The following is a 24,307-nucleotide window of genomic DNA, read 5'->3' on the forward strand; positions in this document are numbered from 1 at the left end:
TCACTCGCCGATCTTGCCACGCACCCAATCATGGAACAGGCCGATGTGGTGCTCGCTCGGCACCAGCACGCCGCCCTTGGCGTAGGTGCGGGAGCTCATCGAGGGCTGGGTGCGCTCGCAGGCGTCGAAGTCCTGCTCGTTGACCCGGTGGAACAGCTCAACCGACCGGCTGACGTCCTTGCCGGAGGCCACGACCTCCGGCAGGTAGAGCCAGTCGCACTCCACCACCGTGCGGTCGACCGCCAGCGGGAACATCCGGTGGACGATGACGTGGTCGGGCACCATGTTGACGAACACCTGCGGCTTGATCGTGATGGCGTAGTAGCGCCTGTCCTGATCCTCGCTGATGGTCGGGATGCGGTCGAGCCCCTCGGAGCCGTCTACTGTGAACCCCTGGATGCCCTCGCCGAACAGCGCGCCGTGGCCCACGTAGTACTGCGCCGCGTAGCCGTCGGCGAACTCCGGCAGCACCTCGGTCAGCTCCGGGTGGATGGTCGCGCAGTGGTAGCACTCCATGAAGTTCTCGACGATGAGCTTCCAGTTGGCCTTCACGTCGTACACGATCCGGCGGCCGAGCGCGAGGTTGGCGACGTCGTAGTTGTCGAGGGAGGCCACGTCGCCGAGACGCGTGCGCACCTCGCCGAGCACCGTGTCCTCGAACGAGGGCGGCTCCTCGGCCAGGCACACCCACACGTAGCCCAGCCACTCCCGCACCGCCACGTTGACCAGGCCGTACTCGACCCGGTCGAGGTCGGGCATCTTGGTGAGGTTGGGGGCGGCGATGAGCTTGCCCTCCAGGTCGTACGTCCAGGCGTGGTAGGGGCACTGGAAGGCCCGCTTGACCTCGCCGGAATCCTCCGTGCAGATCCGCGCGCCGCGGTGGCGGCAGACGTTGTAGAACGCGCGGATCGAGTTGTCCCGCGCGCGGGTGATCAGGATGCTCTCGGTGCCGACCTGGACGGTCTTGAACGCTCCGGGCTTGGGCAGGTCGGCGGCCCTTACCGCGCAGAACCACATCGACTCGAAGATGTGCTTCTGCTCCAGCGCGAAGACCTGGGGGTCGGTGTAGTGCTCGCCCGGCAGCGTGGCCATCAGGCTGGGGGGCAGGCTCGTGGTGCTCACTGGTCGCTCCTGAAGGTCGTACGTCGCACGTCGGGGATCGAGATGATCAGGGGGAGGCCGGTCACAGGACCACGACGGAGCGCAGCACCTCGCCGTGGTGCATCTTCTCGAAGGCCGCCTCGACGTCCTCGAGCGCGATCGTCTCGGTGACGAACGCGTCCAGGTCGAGCCTGCCCTGCTGGTAGAGGGACACGAGCATGGGGAAGTCGCGGCTGGGCAGGCAGTCGCCGTACCAGGAGGACTTGAGCGCGCCGCCGCGGCCGAAGACGTCGAGCAGCGGCAGTTCGAGCTGCATCTCCGGGGTCGGCACGCCGACCAGCACGACGGTCCCGGCCAGGTCGCGGGCGTAGAAGGCCTGCTTGTACGTCTCGGGGCGGCCCACCGCCTCGATCACGACGTCGGCGCCGAACCCGCCGGTGAGGTCGCGGATCGCCTCCACCGGGTCGGTCTCCCGCGAGTTGACGGTGTGCGTGGCGCCGAAACGGCGGGCCCAGTCGAGCTTGGTGTCGTCCACGTCCACCGCGATGATCGTGGTCGCCCCGGCCAGGTGCGCGCCCGCGACCGCCGCGTCGCCCACGCCGCCGCAGCCGATGACGGCCACCGAGTCGCCGCGGGTCACGCCGCCGGTGTTGATGGCCGCGCCGAGGCCCGCCATGATGCCGCAGCCGAGCAGGCCGGCCGCGACCGGCGACGCGCTCGGGTCGACCTTCGTGCACTGACCGGCCGCCACCAGCGTCTTGTCGGCGAACGCGCCGATCCCGAGCGCCGGGGACAGCGGGGTGCCGTCGGCCAGCGTCATCTTCTGCGTGGCGTTGTGGGTGGCGAAGCAGTACTGCGGGCGTCCGCGCAGGCAGGCCCGGCAGGCGCCGCAGACCGCGCGCCAGTTGAGGATGACGAAGTCGCCGGGGGCGACGTCGGTCACGCCCTCGCCGACCGCCTCGACCACGCCCGCCGCCTCGTGACCGAGCAGGAACGGGAAGTCGTCGTTGATGCCGCCCTCGCGGTAGTGCAGGTCGGTGTGGCACACCCCGCAGGCCTGCACGGCCACGAGCGCCTCACCCGGACCCGGGTCGGGGACGACGATGGTCTCCAGGCTGACCGGCTGTCCCTTGCCCCTCGCGACGACCCCGCGGACTTCGTGCGCCATGTCTCTCTTTCCCTCGATCAGTCAGCGTGCAGTGGTTGTGCAAGACGAAACACATAGCACTATGCGCAACAGACTGAGGCCGTACAAGGCCAGTGTCAAGAGCCCAAAAACTGGCGTGATCTTGCAGTTTGTTGCACGCGATGCCGCTGCCTGCGGCAACACCCTTGACGATCTTGCAGTAACTCGCAGACAAGACCTCCCACCTGCGATTTCCCGTTCGTGATCATGCGGCAAATTACAAGATCACGCGGGTGGGGTGGTGGGGTGGTGGGGTGGTGGGGTGGGGTTAGCGGGGGTTTTGTTCAAGGTGGGTGACGACCGGGGCGAGCAGGTCGTTCAGCTCGCGCACGAGGACCGCGAGCGCCCGGTGCGCCGTCTCGGCCAGGTCGTGCGCGGGACCGTCCGGCGCGGCGGGCAGGTCGTCCAGCGGCACCGGGGCGTCCACGACCAGGGTGGGACGCAGATAGGGGACCTTCGCGAGGTCCTGCTCGGCGGGCTCGACGAACTGGCCGAAGATCTCCGGCCAGTCCCGCCAGCCGCGGTCGCGCCACCAGTCACGCGACACCGTCAGCGCGGCCGGCGGCGGGGAGACGATCGTGACGCGCGCCGTCAGCGACCCGTCCCAGGTGTTGCGGTCGCAGGAGGCCGACAGGATCCGCCGGTGCCAGCGCACGAACCCCGGCGAGGTCAGGGGCGGGGTGGCGATCCGCCAGGCCGCGCACGCGAACGCGACCGGCGCGATGTCACCCCACACCCCCTCGAACTCGCCGATGTTCTCCCACACCCGCTCGGAGTAGTGGCTGACGCCGCTGTAGCGGACGCGCTCGCGGTCGGATCGGCCGTCGATCCAGAACGCCTGCTGGTCGGGCATGCGCCGGGATCAGCCGTTCGACGCGGCGGTGCTCGGCGCGGCGACGGCGGCGGGCGCGGTCTCGCCGACGAAGGTGAACGTCGCGGCGTCACCTTCGCCCTCGATGTCGATCTTGACGACCTGGCCCGGCCGCAGCTCGCCGTAGAGGATCTTCTCCGACAGCGTGTCCTCCAGCTCGCGCTGGATCGTGCGCCGCAGCGGACGGGCGCCCATCACCGGGTCGTACCCGCGGTCGGCCAGCACCTGCTTGGCCGCCTGAGACACCTCCAGGCCCATGTCGCGGTCCTTCAGGCGCTCGGCCACCTGGGCGAGCATCAGGTCCACGATCTGGATGATCTCCTTGGGCGTGAGCTGGTGGAAGACCACGATGTCGTCGACGCGGTTGAGGAACTCGGGCCGGAAGTGCTGCTTGAGCTCCTCCTGCACCTTGACCTTCATCCGCTCGTAGGTGCTCTCCTCGTCGTTCGCCTTCGCGAAGCCCAGCCCCACGGCCTTGGAGATGTCCCGGGTGCCGAGGTTGGTCGTCATGATGATGACGGTGTTCTTGAAGTCGACCACCCGGCCCTGGGCGTCGGTCAGGCGACCGTCCTCCAGGATCTGCAGCAGCGAGTTGAAGATGTCCCCGTGCGCCTTCTCGACCTCGTCGAACAGGACCACGGAGAACGGCTTGCGCCGCACCTTCTCGGTCAGCTGGCCGCCCTCTTCGTACCCGACATAACCGGGCGGGGAGCCGAACAGCCGCGAGACGGTGTGCTTCTCCATGAACTCCGACATGTCAAGCATGATCAGCGCGTCTTCGTCGCCGAACAGGAACTCCGCCAGCGCCTTGGACAGTTCGGTCTTGCCGACACCCGACGGGCCGGCGAAGATGAACGACCCACCCGGACGGCGCGGGTCCTTCAACCCGGCGCGGGTGCGCCGGATCGACCGCGACAGCCCCTTGATCGCGTCGTCCTGACCGATGATCCGCTTGTGCAGCTCGTCTTCCATGCGGAGCAGCCGCTGCGACTCCTCCTCGGTCAGCTTGAACACCGGGATACCGGTGGCGGTGGCCAGAACCTCGGCGATGAGCTCCTCGGTCACCTCGGCCACGACATCCATGTCGCCGGCCTTCCACTCCTTCTCCCGCCGCTCCCGCTTGAGCTGCAGCTGCTTTTCCTGATCCCGCAACGCCGCGGCCTTCTCGAAGTCCTGCGCGTCGATCGCGGACTCCTTCTCCCGCCGCACGTTCGCGATCTTCTCGTCGTACTCGCGCAGGTCCGGCGGCGCCGTCATCCGGCGGATCCGCATCCGCGAGCCCGCCTCGTCGATCAGGTCGATCGCCTTGTCCGGCAGGAACCGATCACTGATGTAACGGTCCGCAAGCGTCGCCGCAGCCACCAGCGCACCATCGGTGATCGACACCCGGTGATGCGCCTCGTAACGATCCCGCAGCCCCTTGAGGATCTCGATCGTGTGCGACAACGACGGCTCGGCCACCTGAATCGGCTGGAACCGCCGCTCCAGCGCGGCGTCCTTCTCGACGTGCTTGCGATACTCGTCCAGGGTCGTCGCGCCGATCGTCTGCAGTTCGCCCCTCGCGAGAGGGGGCTTCAGAATGCTCGCGGCGTCGATGGCGCCCTCGGCGGCGCCCGCGCCGACCAGCGTGTGCAGCTCGTCGATGAACAAGATGATGTCGCCGCGGGTGCGGATCTCCTTGACGACCTTCTTCAGGCGCTCTTCGAAGTCACCGCGGTAACGGGAACCGGCCACCAGCGCACCCAGATCCAGGGTGTAGAGCTGCTTGTCCTTCAGCGTCTCGGGCACCTCACCCTTGACGATCTTCTGCGACAGCCCCTCCACCACGGCGGTCTTGCCCACACCGGGCTCACCCACCAACACCGGGTTGTTCTTCGTCCGGCGGGACAACACCTGCATGACCCGCTCGATCTCCTTGTCCCGGCCGATCACCGGGTCGAGCTTGCCCTCCCGCGCGGCCTGGGTCAGGTTGCGCCCGAACTGATCCAGCACAAGCGACGTCGACGGCGCCGACTCCTGCGGCCCACCCGCCGCCGCCGGCTCCTTGCCCTGATACCCGTGCAGCAACTGAATGACCTGCTGACGCACCCTGTTCAGATCAGCGCCCAGCTTCACCAGCACCTGCGCCGCGACACCCTCACCCTCCCGGATCAACCCCAGAAGAATGTGCTCGGTGCCGATGTAGTTGTGCCCGAGCTGCAACGCCTCGCGCAGCGACAGCTCAAGAACCTTCTTGGCCCGCGGCGTGAAGGGTATGTGTCCCGACGGCGCCGACTGCCCCTGACCGATGATCTCCTCGACCTGCTGGCGCACCCCCTCGAGACTGATCCCAAGACTCTCCAGAGCCTTGGCCGCCACACCCTCACCCTCATGGATCAAACCAAGAAGAATGTGCTCGGTACCGATGTAGTTGTGGTTGAGCATCCGAGCCTCTTCCTGGGCAAGGACGACAACCCGCCGCGCACGGTCGGTGAACCTCTCGAACATCTGCACTCCTCGCTGCGGCGTGACCTACAATCGGAGTCTCCACTTCGGTTACAGGCTATGAAGCGGCTAATCCGGATGTCAATCGAGGCGTGGGGAGAGCCGAGGGATGCCGATGGACCAGCGCGTTCCCGAGCAGGACGCCTCCGGAGAGCCGGCCAGGACGATGCGCGCCGACGCCCAGCGCAACCGTACGCGCATCCTGGAGGCCGCCGAGACCGTCTTCGCCGCCAAGGGTCCCTCCGCCTCGACCGAGGAGATCGCCCAGAAGGCCGGTGTCGGAATCGGGACCGTCTTCCGGCACTTCCCCACCAAGGAGTCCCTGCTCAAGGCGATCATGAACGCGGTCGCGGTCAGGCTGGCCGAGGAGACCAGGGCGCTCGCGGCTCAGGGCGACCCCGCCACCGCCTTCTTCACCTTCTTCACCCGCACGGTCGAGCAGGCCGCTGAGCAGAAGACCGTCGTCGACCTGCTCGCCCAGGCCGGCATCCCGGTCACCGTCGCCAAGCCCGTCCTCGCCCTGCGCGAGGCCGTCGAGGTGCTCGTCGGCAAGGCCCAGCAGGCCGGGGCCGTACGTTCCGACGTACGGGTGCCGGAGGTCATGGCCCTGCTGATCGGCGTGTGCCAGGCGTCCCTGCACACCCGGCTGGAGCCCGATCTGCGGGCCCGTACGCTCGCGATCGTCTTCGCGGGCCTGCGCCCCGCCGCCGCGACCGGCTGACCCCCGCCTCCCGGCCTTCGTACAAAACCGCAGCTCATCGGCGTGGCGGGCACGCGGTGTGAACCCTCGCGTCCCATAACCGCAATGATTGGCTGCGCACGGTGCGGACGAACCCGTCGATGGGGAGGGGTCGGAGGCGCCGCGCAGCGGTCACCGTTGTCAGAGAGGAGACGACGTGCGGCGCCAGGACGAGGCCGAAGATCTGGTCCAGTTGCTCACGCCCGAAGGCGAGCGTGTCGCGCACCCCGAGTACGACCTGGACCTGTCGAAGAGCCAGTATCGGGGGCTCTACCGCGACATGGCGCTGGTACGCCGGATCGACCGGGAGGCCTTCGCTCTCCAGCGCCTCGGCGAGCTGGGAATGTGGATCCCCTGTCTGGGGCAGGAGGCCGCCCAGATCGGCTCGGGCCGGGCGCTGGCTCCAGACGACCACGTGTTCCCGTCCTATCGGGAGCACGGCGTCGCCTGGTGCCGGGGCATCGCCCCTCTCGAACTCATGGGCATGCTGCGCGGCACGACGAACGGCGGCTGGGACCCCCGGGAGACCCGCTTCCACCTCTACACGATCGTCCTCGGCGCGCAGACGCTGCACGCCGTGGGGTACGCCATGGGGGTACGCAAGGACGGCGACGACTCGGCCGTCGTGGCCTACTTCGGCGACGGCGCGGCGAGCGAGGGGGACGTCAGTGAGGCGTTCAACTTCGCGGCCGTGTTCGACGCGCCGGTGGTGTTCTTCTGCCAGAACAACCAGTGGGCCATCTCCCACCCCGTCGGGCGGCAGAGCCGGGCGCCGATCTACCAGCGTGCGCGGGGCTTCGGCTTCCCCGGCGTACGGGTGGACGGCAACGACGTGCTGGCCTGCCTCGCCGTGACGAGGGCCGCGCTGCGGCACGCACGCTCCGGGGGCGGGCCGTTCCTCATCGAGGCGCACACCTACCGGATGGGCCCGCACACCACCTCCGACGACCCTGGCCGTTACAGGCCTGCCGAGGAGGTGGACGCGTGGCGGAAGAAGGACCCGATCGCGCGCCTGCGGGCCTACCTGCTGCGGGAGGGCATGGCCGACGAGGCGTTCTTCACCGAGGTCGACGAGGAGGGCGACCGCATGGCGCTCGAACTGCGCGACGGGGTCATCACCATGCCGGACCCGCCGGTGGACGCCATGTTCGACCACGTCTACGCCGGCAGGCACGCGCTGGTGGAGGAGGAGCGCGCCTGGTACGCCGCCTACCTCGACCGCTTCGAGGAGCCCGGCGCCTGACCCGCGCCCGGCGCAAGGACCTCAGCCGCGCGGTGAGCGGCCAGGCGGAACGAGGCCGTCTGATAGCGGACCGGGTGCGGCATGCCGATCCGCACGGGTACGCCGGGAGACGCGTACACGAGCGGGTCGTGGCCGGGCGCGGGAAGGCCGGCCGCTTCGAGCAGTCCCTGCTCCAGCCCGGCGAGCCGGGCGCGGTGCAGGGGCCAGCGCGGGTGTTCCACCTCCGCCGTCGCCAGGCGGCCCGCGACGACCGTGAACAGCCGGTAGCGCTCGACCAGGAAGTCCGCGAGCCCGTCGCGCTCGGCCTCGGTCATCGCAGCGCCGAGGTCGACGTCCGCGTCGCAGCGCGCCCCGGCGGGCCCCGGCCACCGGCGCCGGCAGCGGTAGCGGCGCCGCGCCCCCTCGCCGGTCACGGACATGTCCGACCAGTAGTACGGCAGCCGATACGTGGCCCGGGCGCCCAGCACGGCGGGCAGTCTCCCGGCGTCCAGCGACAGGAACCACAGACCACCCCTCCCCCTGCCGTCCCTGACGTACGTACGCACGTTGGTCTCAGGGAAGCGCGACAGCCACGGCAGCGGCGGCAGGCCGGGCGCCCGCACGTCGCGCATCAGAAACGGCGTGAGCCCGACGTACGCGGACCCCTCGTAGGCGTCCGCGGTGAGCCCGTCCGGCAGGAACGCCTGCACGAGCTCGGGTGGATACCTCCAGTGGATGAACGTGATGTCGGCCCAGTGGTGGTGCATCACCGGACGCTCGACCCGTCCTGCCGTCAGGGAGACCATGCCCGGGTTGCTACCCAGGAGACCCATGACGGCACGCGTCTGCGGATGGCCGGCAGTCGGCGCAGGCACTTTCGCCTTTTGCGAGAGAAAGTTATCCAGTTCTCACATAACTATCTTCACAAATAGGCAAAAGAAGCCTACGTTCGGTGCGATCACCTGCTTCAAGGTCGATCTGTGAAGCGGGGGTCACGCGCCCGGGCCCGTGCCGGGCGCACCGCACGGACGAAAGGAAACCTCCGCCATGCCCCCCAGGCGGCCTACCGATCGCGCAAGAAAACGGATCGCGCAGACCTGCGCCTCACTCCTGGCCTTCACAGGCCTGACCGTCCTCACCCCGGCCGCGCCCGCACAGGCGCACGCGGCGCCCATCGACGCCTCCGACTACCAGCGCGTGGAGCTGGCCAGGGGCGCCGCCGAGATGGGCGAGCCGATGACGATGACCGTGCTGCCCGACCTGTCGGTGCTGCACACCGCTCGCGAGGGCGTCCTGCGGCGCACCGACGCGCGCGGCGACACGACCGTGGTCGGCACCCTGAACGTCTACAACCACGACGAGGAGGGGCTCCAGGGAGTCGCCGCCGACCCGGGCTTCGCGACCAACCGGTTCGTCTACCTCTACTACGCTCCCCGCCTCACCACCCCTGACGGCGACGCTCCGGCCACCGCGTCCGACTTCTCGGCCTGGAAGGGCGTGAACCGGCTGTCCAGGTTCACCGTCAAGCCCGACTGGACGCTGGACAAGGACAGCGAGGTCAAGATCCTCGACGTGCCCGCCGACCGCGGCATCTGCTGCCACGTGGGCGGCGACATGGACTTCGACGCCGCGGGCAACCTCTATCTCTCGACCGGCGACGACAGCAACCCCTTCGACTCGTCGGGCTATGCCCCGATCGACGAGCGGCCCGACCGCAACCCGGCGTACGACGCCCAGCGCAGCGCGGGCAACACCGACGACCTGCGCGGCAAGATCCTGCGCATCAAGGTCAAGCCGGACGGGACCTACGACATCCCCGAGGGCAACCTGTTCCCTCCGGGCACCCCGGACACCCGGCCCGAGATCTACGCCATGGGCTTCCGCAACCCGTTCCGGTTGAGTGTCGACAAGGCCACGGGCGTCGTCTACGTGGGCGACTACGGCCCCGACGCCGGCACCGCCGACCCCAACCGGGGGCCGGGCGGCCAGGTCGAGTTCAACCGGGTCACCCGCCCCGGCAACTACGGCTGGCCCTACTGCACGGGCACCAACACGCCGGCCGAGACCTACAACGCCTTCGCCTTCCCCTCCGGCCCCTCCGGGGCGAAGTACGACTGCGCCGGCGGCCCGGTCAACGCCTCCCCGCGCAACACCGGGCAGCGTACGCTGCCGCCCGCCCAGCCCGCGTGGATCAGGTACGGCGGCGACGCCGGTTCGCCGCCCGAGTTCGGCGGCGGCTCCGAGTCGCCCATGGGCGGGCCGGTCTACCACTACGACGCCGCGCTCGACTCGGCGGTCAAGTTCCCACAGGACCTGGACGGACACCTGTTCGCCGGCGAGTTCGGCCGCAGGTGGATCAAGGCGATCGATGTGCAGGCCGACGGGACGCGCGGCGACATCGCCGACTTCCCGTGGACCGGCACGCAGGTGATGGACCTGGCGTTCGGCCCGGACGGCGCGCTGTACGTGCTCGACTACGGCACCGGCTACTTCAACGGCGACGCCAACTCGGCGTTGTATCGCTTCGAGTACATCAAGGGCCGTGACCGTTCCCCGGTCGCCGTGGCCAAGGCCGACAAGACCTCGGGCAAGACGCCGCTCACCGTCACGTTCTCCTCGGCCGGCTCCGCCGACCCTGAGGGCGCCACGCTCACCTACGCCTGGGACTTCGGCGACGGCACCACGTCCACCGAGGCGAACCCGGTCAAGACCTACGACGAGGTCGGCACGTACACCGCGACGCTGACGGTGCGCGACCCCGCGGGCAACAGCGGCAGCGCGAGCGTGGTCGTCACGGCGGGCAACACCGCGCCGGCCGTGACCATCGAGACACCCACGGCGGGCAGCCTGTTCCAGTGGGGCGACTCGGTCCCCTTCACGATCAAGGTCACCGACCCCGAGGACGGCGACGTCGACTGCTCGAAGGTCAAGATGACCTACGTGCTGGGCCACGACAGCCACGGCCACCAGATCTCCTCGAAGACCGGCTGCTCCGGCGAGCTGACCATCCCGGTCGACGGCGAGCACGACGACGCGGCGAACATCTTCGCGGTGTTCGACGCCGAATACACCGACAAGGGCGGGCTGACCACCCACAGCCAGCACATCCTGCAGCCGCGGCACCGCCAGGCCGAGCACTACGCGGCCTCGCAGGGCGTCAACCCGATCGCGAAGAGCAATGCGCACGGCGGCAAGACCGTGGGTGACATCAACGCCGGCGACTGGATCTCCTTCACGCCCTACGAGCTGACCAAGGCCAAGGGGATCACCGCCCGTGTCTCCTCCGGCGGGAAGGGCGGCACCATCGAGGTGCGCGCGGGTTCGCGGACCGGCACCCTCCTGGGCAAGGTGAGCGTGCCCGTCACCGGAAGCTGGGAGACGTTCACCGACGTGTCCGCGCCGCTGTCGAACGCCCCGGCCGGGACGACCGAGCTCTCCCTGGTCTTCCAGGGCCACGACGGCGCGCTGTTCGACGTGGACGACTTCACGCTGACGGCGGAACCGCCGGCCGGCGGAAGCCCGGCGCCGATCGTCGGCGCCGCCGGCCTGTGCCTCGACGTCGCGAACGCCGACCCCGCCAACGGAACCAAGGTGCAGCTCTTCGAGTGCAACGGGACCGGGGCGCAGGTCTGGACCGTAAGCGGTGACACCCTCCGCTCGCTCGGCAAGTGTCTCGACGTGTCCAACGGCGGCACCGCCGACGGCACGCGGGTGCAGATCTGGGACTGCGTCTCGGGTGTCGGCGCGCAGATCTGGACCGTCGGCACGGACGGCACCATCAAGAACCCCCAGTCGGGCAAGTGCCTCGACGCGACCGACCCCGCCCAGATCGTCATCAGGACGTGTGACGGCCGCGACGCGCAGAAGTGGACGACGGCGACCCCGGGCAGCGCCGAGGGCGAGGTCCTGGTCTTCTCCCGTACGGCCGGCTTCCGGCACGACTCGATCCCGGCGGGCGTCCAGGCCATCAAGGACCTGGGCTTCACGGTCACCGCGACCGAGGACCCCGCCGTCTTCACCACCGAGAACCTGGCGAAGTACAAGGCCGTGGTGTTCCTCAGCACCACGGGCGACGTGCTGAACGACGCCCAGCAGGCGGCTTTCGAGGCGTACGTCAAGGCGGGCGGCGGCTACGCCGGCATCCACGCCGCGGCGGACACCGAGTATGACTGGCCGTTCTACGGCGGCCTGGTCGGGGCGTGGTTCGCCTCGCACCCGGCCGTGCAGCAGGCGACGGTGAAGGTGGAGGACCGGGCCCACCCGTCGACCGCCCACCTCGGCTCGACGTGGACGCGCACCGACGAGTGGTACGACTACCGGACCAACGCCCGCAGCACCGCGCACGTGCTGGCCACGCTCGACGAGAAGTCGTACTCGGGCGGGAAGATGGGCGACGACCATCCGATCGCCTGGTGCAAGGAGTATCAGGGCGGCCGGTCGTTCTACACGGGCGGCGGGCACACGGCGTCCTCGTTCTCCGAGCCGGAGTTCCGGCAGCACCTGCTGGGCGGCATCAGGTACGCCATGGGCGACCTCAAGGCCGACTGCCGTCCGGAGAGCGGCTACACGACGCTCTACAACGGCGGCACCACCGGCTGGCAGCAGGCCGGGCCCGGCGGATTCACGAACGCCGACGGCACCCTGACCTCGCACGGGGGCCTGGGACTGCTCTGGTACAAGGCGAAGGAGTTCCACTCCTACTCGCTCAAGCTCGACTGGAAGATGCGCGGCGACGACAACGCGGGCGTCTTCGTCGGCTTCCCCGCCTCCGACGACCCCTGGTCGGCGGTCGACAACGGCTACGAGATCCAGATCGACGCCACGGACTCCCCGGACAAGACGACCGGGTCCGTCTACGGCTTCCAGTCGGCGGACCTCAAGGCCCGTGACGCAGCCCTCAACCCGCCGGGCCAGTGGAACACCTACGAGCTCCGCGTGGAGGGCGAGCGCCTGCAGATCTTCCTGAACGGCGTGAAGATCAACGACTTCACCAACACCGATCCGAAGCGGTCCCTCCAGCAGGGCTACGTGGGCATCCAGAACCACGGCGACGGCGACGAGGTGGCGTTCCGGAACATCCGCATCAAGGAGCTCGGCCCGGCGGAGGGCGACGTCACCGTCCAGGCCGAGAGCTGGACCGAGGCGAACGGCGTCGACACCTACCCCCACACCCCCGCGCACGGCGGCACCGTGCTCGGCTACGTCAACCCCGGCGACTGGGCGGCGTACGACGGCGTGGACCTGACCGGCGTCACCCGCTTCACGGCCCGGGTGGCCTCCCCCGACCCCAGCGGCGGCTTCGAGATCCGGACCGGTTCCCCGACCGGCCCCGTGCTCGGCAGCGTCACCGTTCCCAACACCGGCGGGTGGGAGTCGTACGCGGACGTCTCCACGGCGCTCACGAACGTCCCCTCCGGGAGCGTGAAGCTCTATCTGGTGTTCACCGGGGCGAACTTCGACGTGGACGACTTCACGCTCGTACGCGGCACGAAGGAGGTCAAGCTGACCGTGACGGCCGCGCCGCGCTGCATCGGCAGCTCGGTGTACCTCGCCGTGACGGCGGTCAACGACGGCGACGCGCCGGCCACGATCGAGCTGAACACCGCGTTCGGCAAGAAGACCGTGGCCGACGTCGCTCCGGGCAAGCAGGCCTACCAGTCCTTCAACACCCGGACCGCCCAGATCGACGCCGGCACGGTCACCGTGAAGGCGACCGCCACGATCGGCGGCAAGCAGGTCACCTCGTCCTACGACGTCGACTACAGCGCGGCAAGCTGCGGCTGAGCCGCCACCACCGCGGTAGCACAACCCGGGGCCGGCCGGCCGGCCAGCCGGCCGGCCCCGCCCCCCATAGATGGAGCGATTCCCATGAGAATGACCACCCGGATACTCGCCGCGTCGGTGCTCGGCCTGGCGCTCGCCGGGGCCGGCCTGGCCGGTCCCGCGCTGGCCGACGACGACCCCGCCACCGGCGGCGTGGATGTGTCGGTGAACATCCAGCCCACCACCACCCCCGGCCAGCTGTCGATGACCGTGGCCGACAACAACGGGGTGTCCCTGCAGGAGAACGGCTCCGACGCCGCCGCCCGCCAGTTCACCGGCACCCTGCCCACCGTCACCGTCACCGACACCCGCACCCCCGAGGAGATCCCCGCCGGCGAGTACTGGGCCGTCGTCGGCCAGGCCAGCCAGTTCGTCGCCGCCGACGACCCGGCCAAGACCATCGGCCCCGAATACCTCGGCTGGAAGCCGCACCTGATCAGCGACTCCTCCACCGGCGCGGTCGCCGCCGGTGAGCCGGTCTCCAGTGTCGTCTCCGACGGCACCGGAGCCCCCGAGGTGGGCCTGAAGGGCCAGGAACTGCTGGTCTCCTCCGCCGACTCCACCGAGGAGATCGGCACCTCGCAGGTCAACGCCGACCTCGCCCTGCGCACCCCCACCGACGTCGCCGCCGGCGAATACCACTCCACCATCACCCTGTCGCTGTTCAACCAGTCCTGACCCGGCGGCCTCAAGGGCCGTCCACCCGGGGTGCCCCGTGACGCGAGTCGCGGGGCACCCGCTTCCTTCTTCGGCCGGTCTGCGCCAGGTCTGGGCGGAATACTCCCGGCGAAGTAGCCGTACGGCGGATGGAGCAGGATCGAGGTGCCTGTGGCCGGACGACGCGGCGCGGACGCGGACCGGCCTAGCGTTGCGGGCGTCAGCAAGCCTCGAAGGAAAGGGCCCGCATGGCCGCATCCCCCACAGTGCCCGCGCCCGCCTCCACCCCGGACACCCCGGTCCGCCAGACCGGCTGGATCGCCGACCTCACGTTCGCCGTTCTCACCGTGGTCCTCTTCGTCGCCGTCGCCCTCGCCACGGGGGTGCACAACCCCTGGGACGGCCCGATTCCCCTCGCGCTGTTCCTCGGCGTGCTCCTGCTCGTCCGGCGTCGATGGCCGATGACCGTGCTGCTGCTGTCGGTCGCCGCCGTCTTCGCCTACCACCTGACGCATTGGTCTCCCGCCGGGTGGATCTGGCCCGTCGCTGCGGCGTACTTCACCGCGGCCGCCACCTCGCGGGTGCGCTGGGTGGTCGCCGTCGGCGTCGCCCAGCTCGTCTACTCCGCCGTGGACGCCCGGTGGATCATCGACAGGAACCTCGTCCGGTATCTCATACACACGCTCGGGGAGGGACTGCTGCTCGCGGCCCTCGTCGCCGTGGGGCTCGCCTACGCCGCGTCGCAGCGCCGGGGCGACCTGCTGCGCGAGGCCGAATATCGCGCCCGCGCCGCGGAGGAGCGCCTGAGCGTCGCGCGCGAGGTGCACGACATCGTCGCCCACACGCTGGCCGTCGTCGGCGTCCACCTCAACGTCGCCGCCGACACCCTGCGGGAGGAGCCGGCCGAAGCCGCCGCCGCGCTGCGCCTGGCCCAGGACGTCAGGAACCGGGCGATGAAGGACCTCAACGCCCTCATCGCCCTCCTGCGGGAGGGCCCCGCCGGCACCGAGCCCCAGCCCGACGTGTCATCGCTCGGCGCGCTCGTCGCCGACGCTCGCGCCGCCGGGCTCGACGTCGCCCTCCACGAACACGGGGACCTGTCCACGATCCCCGCCCCCGCGTCCGTCGCGGTCCACCGCATCGTGCAGGAGGCCCTCGCCAACACGCTCAGGCATTCGGGGGCGACCGCGGCCCAGGTGGCGGTCGGCCGCCACCCGCGGTCGGTCACCGTCGAGGTCACCGACGACGGCAAGGGCGACCCGACCGGCGGCGGGATCACGGACGGGAACGGCCTCACCGGGATGCGCGAGCGGGTGCGCGCCCTCGGCGGGACGCTCACCGCCGGTCCGGCGCCCCGGGGATTCGCCGTGCGGGCCGAGATCCCTGTGGCAGGCTCTCCGGAGTGACGATCAGAGTGCTCCTCGCCGACGACCAGGCACTCGTGCGTGCGGGCTTCCGCAGCCTGCTGGCCCGCTCCCGGGACGTGGCCGTCGTCGGGGAGGCCGCCGACGGCGCCGAGGCCGTACGGCTGGCCGTGAGCACCCGCCCCGACGTCGTCCTCATGGACATCCGCATGCCGGGGACGGACGGAATCACGGCCACCCGGAGCATCGTCACCGGTCAGGGCTGCCGGGTCGTCATCCTCACGACCTTCGACACCGACGAGCACGTCTTCGCCGCGCTGCGCGCCGGAGCCAGCGGCTTCCTGACCAAGGACGTCGAACCGGCCGAGCTGCGCCGCGCGGTGGCCGCCGTGGCCGCCGGGGACGCGCTCCTGTCTCCCGGCGTCACCCGCCGCGTCATCGAGCGGTTCGCCCGGCGGCAGGACCTCGCGCCCGACGCCGAGGAGCGGCTGGCCGCCCTCACCGCCCGCGAGCGGGAAGTGGTGCGGCTCGTCGCGCTCGGCCTGTCCAACGGCGAGATCGCCGAACGCCTGGTCATCAGCCCGCTGACCGCGAAGACCCACGTCGCCAGGGCCGTCGCCAAGCTGGACGTGCGCGACCGGGTGCAGCTCGTCATCCTGGCCTACGAGAGCGGCCTGGTGCGGCCAGGCGGCTGAGGGTTCGCGGTCAGGGCGTCGTGACCGCGGATTCGATGCTGCGGTGCCGGGCGGCGCCGTGCGCGAAATCGGGCACGCCCGAGGCGCCGCCATCGCGCAGGTCGTCCAGGAACCGGTGGTAGGCGTGCGCGACCGCGTACGCCGGTGCGTCGGCGCGGGGGTCCAGTCGCGGAACGCGGACGTACGACTCCGGCACGGTCAGGGGCGCGAGCCCTGTGGATGCGCCGCGGGCGCCCTCGATGGTGACCGGGCTGAGCTGGAGATGGCCGACGGGGGCGGTGACGACGAGGTCGCCCTCGGTGCCGTTGATCTCCCAGCGGAAGTTGGTGCCCCGGGAAACGCCTCCGCGGTAGTGGAAGGTGGCCACCGCGCCGCCCGGCAGCCGTCCCGAGGCCACCACCTGGTCCGGGACGGTCATGGGGACGGGCCGTCCGCTCCCGGTGTCCACGGCCGACGTACGCCGGGACGCCAGGCCGATCCGCAGATCCTCCGGCTCGCCCAGGACGGACGCGAATCCGTCGAGGGTGTGCGCGAAGGGGATGGTCAGCAGCGTCATGCCGTTGGCGGCGTCGAGCACGTGGTGATCGCCGGGGCCGACGGTGCCGCCCCAGGCGCCGCCGGAGCCGACGACCGTCGTGGACAGCACCTCCCCCACGTAGCCGTCGGCCACGAGATCCCGCAGGTAGGCCAGGGCCGGGTGCGACCGCGCCTGGAGCCCGACGACGGTCGGCACCGCGCGGTCGCGCGCGTACCGCGTCATGTCCTCGGCCTCCGCGAGCCCGTTGCCGAGCGGCCACTCGCACAGCACGCTCTTGCCGGCGCTCAGCGCCGTCCGCACCAGGTCCCGGTGGTGCGGCACCTTCACCGCCACGACCACGAGGTCCACCTCGTCGCAGGCGGCCAGTTCGGCGGCCGTCCCGAAGGTGCGCGCCACCCCGTGCTTGTGTCCTGAGCGCTCCGCCGACTCCTTCGAACTCGTGCTCAGGGCCCTCAGCTCATAACCCGGGACGGCACGCAGAGCCGGCAGGTGAGAGCGCTCGGCCCAGCTTCCGGCGGCCCCGAGTCCGATGATCCCTACGCCGATCGGCCTCCCTGACCGGACCGTCCCGGCGAGCGGTGACGTGGACGTGTTCATGAGTCGCGGCCTTCTTTCTCTGTAGCCGGCTTCGGGGTGCGCTCGCTGTCCAGCAGCGCCATGAGGGGTGCGGCGTACCGGGTCCCGGCCACCGCGCCGGCCGGGACGGCCTCGTCGATGGCGCGGAGGTCCGCTCCGGTCAGGGCGACGCCGGTCGCGGCCAGGGCCTCCTCGATGCGATGCGGCCGGCGGGCGCCCAGGACGGCCACGATGGTGCCGCGCTCGCGGTTCTGCGCGATGACCCAGGCGGTGGCGAGTTGCGCGACGCTGATGCCGTACGCGTCGGCGAGTGGCCGCAGCCGGTCCACGAGGGCGAGGTTCGCGGGGAGATTTCCGGGATGGACGCGGGGCAGCCAGTGGGCGCGCGGGTCACCCCCGGCGGGCTGCCGGTAGACGCCGGTGAGCAGGCCGTGCGCGAGGACCCCGTAGGCGGTGACGCCGATCCCCAGCTCGCGGCAGGTGTCCAGGACGCCGTTGGTCTCGGGATCACGGCTGAACAGGGAGTATTCGATCTGCACGTCGCAGATCGGGTGCACGGCGTGGGCACGGCGGATGGTCTCCGGCCCCACCTCGGAGAGCCCGATGTGGCGCACGTGCCCGGCGTGGACCAGCTCGGAGATCGCGCCGATCGTGTCCTCGATCGGGGTGCCGGGAGCGAGGCGCGCGGGGCGGTAGATGTCGACATGGTCGCTTCCGAGGCGGCGCAGCGAGTAGGCGAGCGCGTTCTTGACGTGGGCGGGCCTGCCCTCGATGCCGACGAAGGCTCCGTCGGGGCCGCGCAGAGCGCCGAACTTTACGCTCAGGAGCGCCTTGTCGCGATCACCCGGGCGGAGAGCGCGGCGGATGAGGTCCTCGTTGTGGCCCATGCCGTAGAAGTCGGCGGTGTCGAGGAGGGTGACGCCCGCGTCGAGGGCCGCGTGGATCGTGGCGACGGCGTCGGCCTCGTCGGCGGGGGCGGTGTGGTCGGACATGCCGGCGCAGCCCAGGGCGAGAGGGGCGGCCCGAGGGCCGCCGGTTCCAAGAGGTCGGGTGGTGTGCATGGCGCCTCCTGCGGGGCGAGAAGCAAGCGTGGACGGCCGCCGACAGGGCTGCCGTGGACGCAGCCACCTGTTAGCGTTGATATCTCAACATTAGGGAGAGGTGTGTTGATATGTCAACGCGGGGAGAGCTGGCCGCTTCGAGCGAGGCCGCGACCGGAGCCGCGCCGGACCCCGTCGATTTCTGGGCCGCCTTCAAGCGCGCCCATGAGGTCGTCCGGGCCCGCGTGATCGCGGACACCGCCGAGGCGGCGGGCCTGTCCGAGCCCGACCTGTCGATCCTCGTCAACCTCGACAAGGCGGGAGGAGCTCTGCGCCAGAGCGAGCTCGCCGCGTCGCTCGGCTGGGACCGCACCCGCCTCTCCCACCAGCTCACCCGCATGAGCACCCGCGGGCTCGTCACCCGCGAGCGCACCGGCGGCGTCATCGTCGCCCTCACCGACACCGGCCGCGCCGCCGTCGCCGCCGCCCAGCCCGGCCTGGACGCCGCCGTGCGCCGCCACTTCACCGGCAAGCTCTCCGCCCAGGAGATCGAGACGCTGGCCTCGGTGTTCGGCCGGTTCTAGCGAGGACAGGAACGCGAAGCCGTCGACACCACGGAGAGAGCGCCATGATCTTTTCCTTGCACACTAAATTCAAGTATTGACCTAAGTATCGAAGGCGATCATTCTCGGGTCAGGGCTCGCCTCTGTTCACCCCCCGAAGAGGAATCGCCATCATGAGAGAGCGTTCGACGATCCATCCCACGCGCCGCGCCCTGACGGCCGTGCTCAGCGCACTGGTCCTGGTCGTGGCCTGCGTCGTCGCGGCGGCGGCCGCCTCCACGCCGGCCACGGCCGCGCCCGCGCTGCTGTCGCAGGGCAAGACCGCGACGGCCTCGTCCACCGAGAACGCCGGGACCCCCGCCTCCGCGGCCGTCGACGGCAACACCGGCACCCGATGGTCCAGCGCGTTCGGCGACCCGCAGTGGCTCCAGGTCGACCTCGGAACCACGGCGACGCTGAGCCAGGTCGTCCTCAACTGGGAGGCCGCCTACGCCACGGCCTTCAAAATCCAGGTGTCCGGCAACGCCACCACCTGGACCGACCTCTACTCCACCACCACCGGCACCGGCGGCATGCAGACCCTCACCGTCAACGGCACCGGCCGGTACGTCCGCGTGTACGGCACCGCCCGCGCCACCGCGTACGGCTACTCGCTGTGGGAGTTCCAGGTCTACGGCACGACGTCGAGCGGCGCCTGCGGCACGGCCGACGCCGCCCAGGGCAGGCCGGCGACCGCCTCCTCCACCGAGAACGCCGGGACGCCCGCCTCGGCGGCCGTCGACGGCAACGGCGCGACCCGCTGGTCCAGCGCGTTCGGCGACCCGCAGTGGCTCCAGGTGGACCTCGGCTCGGCCACGACGATCTGCAAGGTCGTCCTGACCTGGGAGGCCGCCTACGCCACGGCCTTCAAAATCCAGGTCTCCGGCAACGCCACCACCTGGACCGACCTCTACTCCACCACCACCGGCACCGGCGGCACCCAGACCCTCAACGTCAACGGCACGGGCCGCTACGTCCGCGTGTACGGCACCGCCCGCGCCACCGCGTACGGCTACTCGCTGTGGAGCTTCACCGTGAACACCACGGGCGGCTCGACCGATCCGACGACCGGCCCGACGACCCCGCCCGACGCCTTCTGGGGCGACACCTCGGCCATCCCGGCGGCCAGGAACGTCGTCATGGTCAAAATCCTCAACCGGACCAACGGCCAGTATCCCGACTCGCAGGTCTACTGGAGCTACAACGGCCAGGTCCACTCGATCGCCGAGCAGCCCTACTTCGACATGCCGGCCAACACGGCGGGCCGCATGTACTTCTACCTCGGCTCCCCCAACAGCCAGTACTACGACTTCATCGAGTTCACCGTCGGTCCTTCGGTGTTCAACGGCAACACGACCCGGGTGGACGCGTTCGGCCTGAAGCTCGCGATGCGCCTGCACGCCCGCGACGGCTACGACGTGGCGGTCGGCGAGGACTACGCCACCTTCGCCGAGTCCCGCGCGGCTACGTTCCAGCGGTTCGTGGACGAGGTGCCGGCCGAGTTCAAGCCGCTGGCCCAGGTGCAGGCGCCGTACCGCATCCCGGCCCCGGGGAGCGCGTCGATCTTCCAGCCCGGCGGGGCGTACGCGAACTACTTCACCGGCTATGCCGCCCAGCAGGGCGTGACGGCGACGACCTCTCAGGTCACCGGGTGCGCCGGGCCGCTCGCCGAGGCGCCGAAGATGTGCGCGGCGCTCAACCGGCACGTGGCCGGGCTGTCCGACGCCCAGCAGTCGGACCCGTCGAACTACTACACGGCCGCGCCGGCGAACTACTACGCGAAGTTCTGGCACGACCACGCCATCGGCAAGCTCGCCTACGGCTTCCCCTACGACGACTACGCGGGCCATTCCTCGTTCATCTCGCACGGCGACCCACAGTGGCTGCTGGTCGCGGTCGGCTGGTAACGCAGGCAGGAGACGCCATGACACACCCCCGCACGCTCCGGCGCGGGCTCTCCCTCATGCTGGCCGCGGCGCTCGCGCTGTTCGCGAGCGTCGTCGCCGGGCCCGCGTACGCCGCGCCCGTCCTGCTGTCGCAGGGCAAGACCGCGACGGCCTCGTCCGCCGAGAACGCCGGGACGCCCGCCTCTGCCGCGGTGGACGGCGACGCCGGCACCCGGTGGTCCAGCGCGTTCGGCGACCCGCAGTGGCTCCAGGTCGACCTCGGGACCACGGCGACGCTGAGCCAGGTCATTCTCAGCTGGGAGGCCGCCTACGCCACGGCCTTCAAAATCCAGGTGTCCGACAACGCCACCACCTGGACCGACCTCTACAGCACGACCACCGGCACCGGCGGCACCCAGACCCTCAACGTGACCGGCTCGGGCCGCTACGTCCGGGTCTACGGCACCGCCCGCGCCACCGGCTACGGCTATTCGCTGTGGGAGTTCCAGGTCTACGGCACCACCGGCACGTCCTCGGGCTGCACCGGTCCCAACGCCGCGCTGAACCGGACAGCGACCGCCTCGTCCACCGAGAACGCCGGGACGCCCGCCTCCGCGGCGGTGGACGGCGACGCCGGCACCCGCTGGTCCAGCGCCGCCGCCGACCCCCAGTGGCTCCAGGTCGACCTCGGCTCGGCCACGACGATCTGCAAGGTCGTCCTGACCTGGGAGGCGGCCTACGCCACGGCGTTCAAAATCCAGGTGTCCGGCAACGCCACCACCTGGACCGACCTCTACAGCACGACCACCGGCACCGGAGGCACGCAGACCCTCGACGTCACCGGCTCGGGCCGCTACGTCCGGCTGTACGGCACCGCCCGCGCCACCGGCTGGGGCTACTCGCTGTGGGAGTTCGCCGTCCACACCAGCGGCGGCGGCACGACCGACCCACCGCCGACCGGCACGCCCATCTCGGCGTACAAGCAGGTGACGGCCTCGTCCTGGGAGGGCGGCAACGCCCCGGCGGCGGCGCTCGACGGGCGGACGACGACCCGCTGGTCGAGCCAGTACTCCGACGACCAGTGGCTGCGGGTGGACCTCGGCGGCGCCGGGCACATCACCGGCGTCACGCTCAACTGGGAGTCCGCGTACGCCACCGGCTACCGCATCGAGGTGTCCGCCAACGGCACGTCATGGACGCCGATCCACACCACGACCAGCGGCAAGGGCGGCGTGGAGAACCTGAGCGTCACCGGCGACGGCCGCTACGTCCGCTTCGTCGGCACGGCGCGGGCGACGGGCTACGGCTACTCGCTCTGGGAGTTCCAGGTCTTCGGCACCGTGGACACGGCGGCCACGACCGCTCCCCTGCTGTCCGCGCCCACCAAGGCCCCGGCGACCACCGGCCAGTTCGCGCTGTCCGCCCCCGCCGACAAGGCCATGATCACCGACACCCGGCGGCCCGCGTTCTCCTGGGCGGCCGTCTCCGGGGCGGTGCGCTACGAGGTCTGGCTGAACGTCAGCCGCACCGACTACGACTTCACCGCCTCGGGCAACCTGATCGACCTCTACACCAAGGTCGCCGAGCCGACCGGCACGAGCTACACGCCCACCTGGGACATCCCCGACCGGTGGACGTACAAGTGGTACGTCGTCGCGGTGAGCGGCTCGGGCGCGAGGACGACCTCGAACATCCGCACCTTCAGCCTCTACCTGCCCGACATCGAGCAGGTCGCCGACGGCGTCCCGGTCGTCGGCGGCGCCCGCGACCTCAACAAGAACGGCACGATCGAGCCGTACGAGAACTGGCGGCTGCCCGTCGAAACCCGCGTCAACGACCTTCTCGGCAGGATGACCCTCGAGGAGAAGGCATACCAGATGTTCTACAACGCCCAGGCCTACCCGCTGTCGGGCTGGCACTTCGGCCCGGCGTTGCCGAACGACCTGCACGCCGTGCTGCTGAGCGCGTCCGGAACCCGGCTCGGCATCCCGCCCGTCTCCGCGGGCGACACCATCGCCGGATACCAGACCACCTATCCGCTGCAGAGCACGCTCGCGGCGGGCAAGGACTACGCGCTCGACTACAAGCTCGGCGACATGCAGCGCCGCGAAGAGCTGGAGGTCGGGGCGCGCGGCGTGCTCGGCCCGCTCGCCGAGGTCGGCACCAAGGTCCTCTACCCCCGCATCCAGGAGGGCAACGGCGAGAACGCCGACGTCGCGGCCGCCCAGGTCCGCGCGCTGGTGGCCGGGCTCCAGGGCGGCCCCGAGCTCAACCCCGCCTCGGTGCTGGCCACCGTGAAGCACTGGCCGGGCGAGGGCGCGGGCGGCGAGGCCGGCATCACCTACGACGCGGTGACGATCAAGTACCACATGATCCCGTTCAGGGCCGCGATGGAGGCCGGCGCCGTCAACATCATGCCCGGCTACGCCGGGAGCTCCTACCTCGACCCGGGCGGGTCGGGCGCGGGCGACAGCAAGCCGATCCTCGACTACCTGCGGAACAACCTGGGCTACACCGGTCTCATCACCACCGACTGGCTGCCGTCGTCGGTCTGGGTCAAGGCCGCGAACGCCGGCTCCGACGTGATGGGCGGGGCCGACCCCGGAGCCACCGGGTTCACCATGGCGACCTTCCTCGCAAACGTCCCGATCGCGCGGATCAACGACGCGGTGACCCGGATCCTGCGCCTCAAGTTCACGCTCGGCGTGTTCGAGCGCCCGTACGGCGACCCGGTGAACGGGCCCTACCGCTTCCACCAGCCGTCGTACGTCGCGCTCGCCAACCAGGCCGCCCGGGAGTCCGTCACGCTGCTCAAGAACAACGGCGCGCTGCCGCTGAAGCTCAAGGCGGGCGACAACGTCGTCGTCGCCGGTCCGCGGGCCACCGACGGCTCGGCCTGCTGCATCTGGACGAGCTTCTTCCATCAGGAGTACGGCTCGCAGACCCTCCTCGACGCGGTCAGGGCGCGGGCGGCCACCACGGGCGTCAACGTCTACCAGGACACCGGGCCTTCACCCAAGCTCGCGATCGTGGCGGTCGGCGAGCCGACCTACACGCACGCCACCGCCTGGGTGAAGGAGCAACCCCAGCTGCCCGCCGACCAGCTGTCCGTCATCCAGAACTTCAAGAACCAGGGCATTCCGGTGGTCGTCGTGCTGACCCTCCCCCGGCCCATCGTCATCAGCGAGTGGAACGGCCTCGCCGACGCCATCGTGGTGACGTACCGGGGCGGTGAGGAGGTCGGCCCGGCCACGGCGAGTCTCCTGTTCGGCGACTACACACCGCGCGGGCGTCTGCCCTGGCAGCTGCCGCGCAGCCTCGACCAGGTCCTCAAGCCGGGCGGCGGCGACGTGCTCGCCGACGCCGTCGAGGACTGGAACCTCCCCTACGACCTGGGCGCGACCGCCGCCCAGCGCGCGGAGATCCGGGCCCGCATCGACGCGGGCCAGACCGTCCCCACCACCTACGGCAACCCCCTCTATCCGTACGGAGCCGGCCTGCAGGGCTGGTCGTGACGCCCGCT

At 70.6% G+C, this 24,307-nt stretch carries 16 protein-coding genes; 9 read left to right on the plus strand and 7 right to left on the minus strand.

Translation table 11 applies throughout. The features are described from left to right. The 4 genes from ACIBK1_RS19015 to ACIBK1_RS19030 form a co-directional block, all read right to left on the minus strand. Nucleotides 1-1,092: an aromatic ring-hydroxylating oxygenase subunit alpha gene (locus tag ACIBK1_RS19015; protein WP_197042816.1), complete on the minus strand. Its 1,092-nt coding sequence runs from the start codon at nt 1,090-1,092 to the stop codon at nt 1-3. A gap of 91 nt (nt 1,093-1,183) precedes the next feature. Next, the gene (locus tag ACIBK1_RS19020) at nt 1,184-2,269 is read right to left on the minus strand and encodes an S-(hydroxymethyl)mycothiol dehydrogenase (RefSeq protein WP_396722543.1); all 1,086 of its coding nucleotides are present in this window, start codon (nt 2,267-2,269) and stop codon (nt 1,184-1,186) included. Nucleotides 2,270-2,555: 286 nt separating this feature from the next. After that, nucleotides 2,556-3,140 carry a hypothetical protein gene (locus ACIBK1_RS19025; protein WP_030512623.1) on the minus strand — a complete coding sequence of 195 codons (585 nt, stop codon included), beginning with the start codon at nt 3,138-3,140 and terminating at the stop codon, nt 2,556-2,558. 9 nt (nt 3,141-3,149) lie between these two features. After that, nucleotides 3,150-5,645, minus strand: coding sequence for an AAA family ATPase (locus ACIBK1_RS19030; RefSeq protein ID WP_396722539.1), 2,496 nt, complete (start codon nt 5,643-5,645; stop codon nt 3,150-3,152). A 112-nt stretch (nt 5,646-5,757) separates the two neighbouring features. On the opposite strand from ACIBK1_RS19030, the gene ACIBK1_RS19035 reads away from it, so the two are divergent. Next, on the plus strand, nt 5,758-6,363 hold the full coding sequence (locus ACIBK1_RS19035; protein ID WP_231514215.1) for a TetR/AcrR family transcriptional regulator: 606 nt from the start codon (nt 5,758-5,760) through the stop codon (nt 6,361-6,363). Nucleotides 6,364-6,538: 175 nt separating this feature from the next. Continuing rightward, entirely contained in the window at nt 6,539-7,624 is a 1,086-nt protein-coding gene (gene pdhA, locus ACIBK1_RS19040) for a pyruvate dehydrogenase (acetyl-transferring) E1 component subunit alpha (protein ID WP_051762911.1), read from the plus strand. Here pdhA and ACIBK1_RS19045 read toward each other — a convergent pair. Further along, complete coding sequence (locus ACIBK1_RS19045; RefSeq protein WP_396736466.1) at nt 7,591-8,409, minus strand: YqjF family protein; 819 nt, start codon at nt 8,407-8,409, stop codon at nt 7,591-7,593. The two genes, pdhA and ACIBK1_RS19045, sit on opposite strands and share 34 nt — an antisense overlap. Nucleotides 8,410-8,650: 241 nt before the next feature. Between ACIBK1_RS19045 and ACIBK1_RS19050 the strand changes: the two genes are divergently transcribed. From ACIBK1_RS19050 to ACIBK1_RS19065, 4 genes are all read left to right on the plus strand, one after another. Further along, nucleotides 8,651-13,387 (plus strand): ThuA domain-containing protein, encoded by a 4,737-nt coding sequence (locus ACIBK1_RS19050; protein WP_396736469.1) that lies wholly within the window; start codon nt 8,651-8,653, stop codon nt 13,385-13,387. A gap of 84 nt (nt 13,388-13,471) precedes the next feature. Continuing rightward, nucleotides 13,472-14,104 carry a hypothetical protein gene (locus ACIBK1_RS19055; RefSeq protein WP_396736472.1) on the plus strand — a complete coding sequence of 211 codons (633 nt, stop codon included), beginning with the start codon at nt 13,472-13,474 and terminating at the stop codon, nt 14,102-14,104. 227 nt (nt 14,105-14,331) lie between these two features. Beyond that, on the plus strand, nt 14,332-15,489 hold the full coding sequence (locus ACIBK1_RS19060) for a sensor histidine kinase (RefSeq protein WP_357319946.1): 1,158 nt from the start codon (nt 14,332-14,334) through the stop codon (nt 15,487-15,489). Then, on the plus strand, nt 15,486-16,142 hold the full coding sequence (locus tag ACIBK1_RS19065; protein WP_396736474.1) for a response regulator: 657 nt from the start codon (nt 15,486-15,488) through the stop codon (nt 16,140-16,142). Before ACIBK1_RS19060 ends, ACIBK1_RS19065 begins: the two co-directional genes overlap by 4 nt. Before the next feature lie 10 nt (nt 16,143-16,152). Here ACIBK1_RS19065 and ACIBK1_RS19070 read toward each other — a convergent pair whose 3' ends face one another. Together ACIBK1_RS19070 and ACIBK1_RS19075 are read right to left on the minus strand one after the other, a co-directional pair. Continuing rightward, on the minus strand, nt 16,153-17,277 hold the full coding sequence (locus ACIBK1_RS19070; protein ID WP_396736477.1) for a Gfo/Idh/MocA family protein: 1,125 nt from the start codon (nt 17,275-17,277) through the stop codon (nt 16,153-16,155). Beyond that, the gene (locus ACIBK1_RS19075) at nt 17,274-18,317 is read right to left on the minus strand and encodes an aldo/keto reductase (protein ID WP_396736480.1); all 1,044 of its coding nucleotides are present in this window, start codon (nt 18,315-18,317) and stop codon (nt 17,274-17,276) included. Before ACIBK1_RS19075 ends, ACIBK1_RS19070 begins: the two co-directional genes overlap by 4 nt. A 110-nt stretch (nt 18,318-18,427) precedes the next feature. Between ACIBK1_RS19075 and ACIBK1_RS19080 the strand changes: the two genes are divergently transcribed. From ACIBK1_RS19080 to ACIBK1_RS19090, 3 genes are all read left to right on the plus strand, one after another. Next, nucleotides 18,428-18,880, plus strand: coding sequence for a MarR family winged helix-turn-helix transcriptional regulator (locus ACIBK1_RS19080; protein WP_396736483.1), 453 nt, complete (start codon nt 18,428-18,430; stop codon nt 18,878-18,880). Between the two features lie 152 nt (nt 18,881-19,032). Continuing rightward, nucleotides 19,033-20,805 carry a discoidin domain-containing protein gene (locus tag ACIBK1_RS19085; RefSeq protein WP_396736486.1) on the plus strand — a complete coding sequence of 591 codons (1,773 nt, stop codon included), beginning with the start codon at nt 19,033-19,035 and terminating at the stop codon, nt 20,803-20,805. Between the two features lie 17 nt (nt 20,806-20,822). Further along, entirely contained in the window at nt 20,823-24,299 is a 3,477-nt protein-coding gene (locus ACIBK1_RS19090; protein ID WP_396736489.1) for a discoidin domain-containing protein, read from the plus strand. Nucleotides 24,300-24,307 lie beyond the last annotated feature (8 nt).

The sequence above is a fragment of the Microbispora rosea genome (genome assembly GCF_044460045.1).
In the GTDB taxonomy this organism is placed as follows: Bacteria; Actinomycetota; Actinomycetes; order Streptosporangiales; family Streptosporangiaceae; genus Microbispora; species Microbispora rosea.

What these genes read in the sequence shown, in the direction of transcription:
- ACIBK1_RS19015 (WP_197042816.1), bottom strand. Translation starts at nt 1,092, where the DNA reads ATGGCCACGCTGCCGGGCGAGCACTACACCGACCCCCAGGTCTTCGCG.
- ACIBK1_RS19020 (WP_396722543.1), bottom strand. Translation starts at nt 2,269, where the DNA reads ATGGCGCACGAAGTCCGCGGGGTCGTCGCGAGGGGCAAGGGACAGCCG.
- ACIBK1_RS19025 (WP_030512623.1), bottom strand. Translation starts at nt 3,140, where the DNA reads ATGCCCGACCAGCAGGCGTTCTGGATCGACGGCCGATCCGACCGCGAG.
- ACIBK1_RS19030 (WP_396722539.1), bottom strand. Translation starts at nt 5,645, where the DNA reads ATGTTCGAGAGGTTCACCGACCGTGCGCGGCGGGTTGTCGTCCTTGCC.
- ACIBK1_RS19035 (WP_231514215.1), top strand. Translation starts at nt 5,758, where the DNA reads ATGGACCAGCGCGTTCCCGAGCAGGACGCCTCCGGAGAGCCGGCCAGG.
- ACIBK1_RS19045 (WP_396736466.1), bottom strand. Translation starts at nt 8,409, where the DNA reads ATGGTCTCCCTGACGGCAGGACGGGTCGAGCGTCCGGTGATGCACCAC.
- ACIBK1_RS19050 (WP_396736469.1), top strand. Translation starts at nt 8,651, where the DNA reads ATGCCCCCCAGGCGGCCTACCGATCGCGCAAGAAAACGGATCGCGCAG.
- ACIBK1_RS19055 (WP_396736472.1), top strand. Translation starts at nt 13,472, where the DNA reads ATGAGAATGACCACCCGGATACTCGCCGCGTCGGTGCTCGGCCTGGCG.
- ACIBK1_RS19060 (WP_357319946.1), top strand. Translation starts at nt 14,332, where the DNA reads ATGGCCGCATCCCCCACAGTGCCCGCGCCCGCCTCCACCCCGGACACC.
- ACIBK1_RS19070 (WP_396736477.1), bottom strand. Translation starts at nt 17,277, where the DNA reads ATGAACACGTCCACGTCACCGCTCGCCGGGACGGTCCGGTCAGGGAGG.
- ACIBK1_RS19075 (WP_396736480.1), bottom strand. Translation starts at nt 18,317, where the DNA reads ATGCACACCACCCGACCTCTTGGAACCGGCGGCCCTCGGGCCGCCCCT.
- ACIBK1_RS19080 (WP_396736483.1), top strand. Translation starts at nt 18,428, where the DNA reads ATGTCAACGCGGGGAGAGCTGGCCGCTTCGAGCGAGGCCGCGACCGGA.
- ACIBK1_RS19085 (WP_396736486.1), top strand. Translation starts at nt 19,033, where the DNA reads ATGAGAGAGCGTTCGACGATCCATCCCACGCGCCGCGCCCTGACGGCC.
- ACIBK1_RS19090 (WP_396736489.1), top strand. Translation starts at nt 20,823, where the DNA reads ATGACACACCCCCGCACGCTCCGGCGCGGGCTCTCCCTCATGCTGGCC.